General features: G+C 76.0%; 1 protein-coding gene. It reads left to right on the forward strand.

What is annotated here, in order from left to right; translation table 11 throughout:
• Positions 1–55: 55 nt before the first annotated feature.
• The coding region (locus KSO97_RS17400) for a hypothetical protein (protein ID WP_232681932.1) at positions 56–342 on the forward strand (287 nt) is incomplete at its 3' end.

Genomic DNA, 342 nt, shown 5'->3' on the forward strand with positions numbered 1-342 from the left:
CGCCGCCGCACGGCCATCCTCGCCCGTGATTCGGCAGAGCCCCTAGCCTCTCGGGGTGAGCGACGGCCCCGGTGCCACCGAGGACGGGCACCATGTCGTGATCGACGGGCGTCGCTGGCGCGCCACCGATCCCGACATCCCGTCCGACCGGCGCGACTACCTCACCCGCGTGCTCATGGCCTGGCGTCGGGAGGTGCGCCGGCACCACGGCGACGACGGGGAGCGCCGCGCCCGCGACGGCGACCAGGCCGCCAAGGTCGCGCTCGGAGAACGCGGCACGCCGTGGTGGGAGCAGACCGATGCGGAGCGGCGCGCACGGTGGGAGACCCCGGTGCCCGTGCC

This window comes from Nocardioides sp. R-C-SC26 (assembly GCF_021246465.1).
Lineage (GTDB): Bacteria > Actinomycetota > Actinomycetes > Propionibacteriales > Nocardioidaceae > Nocardioides.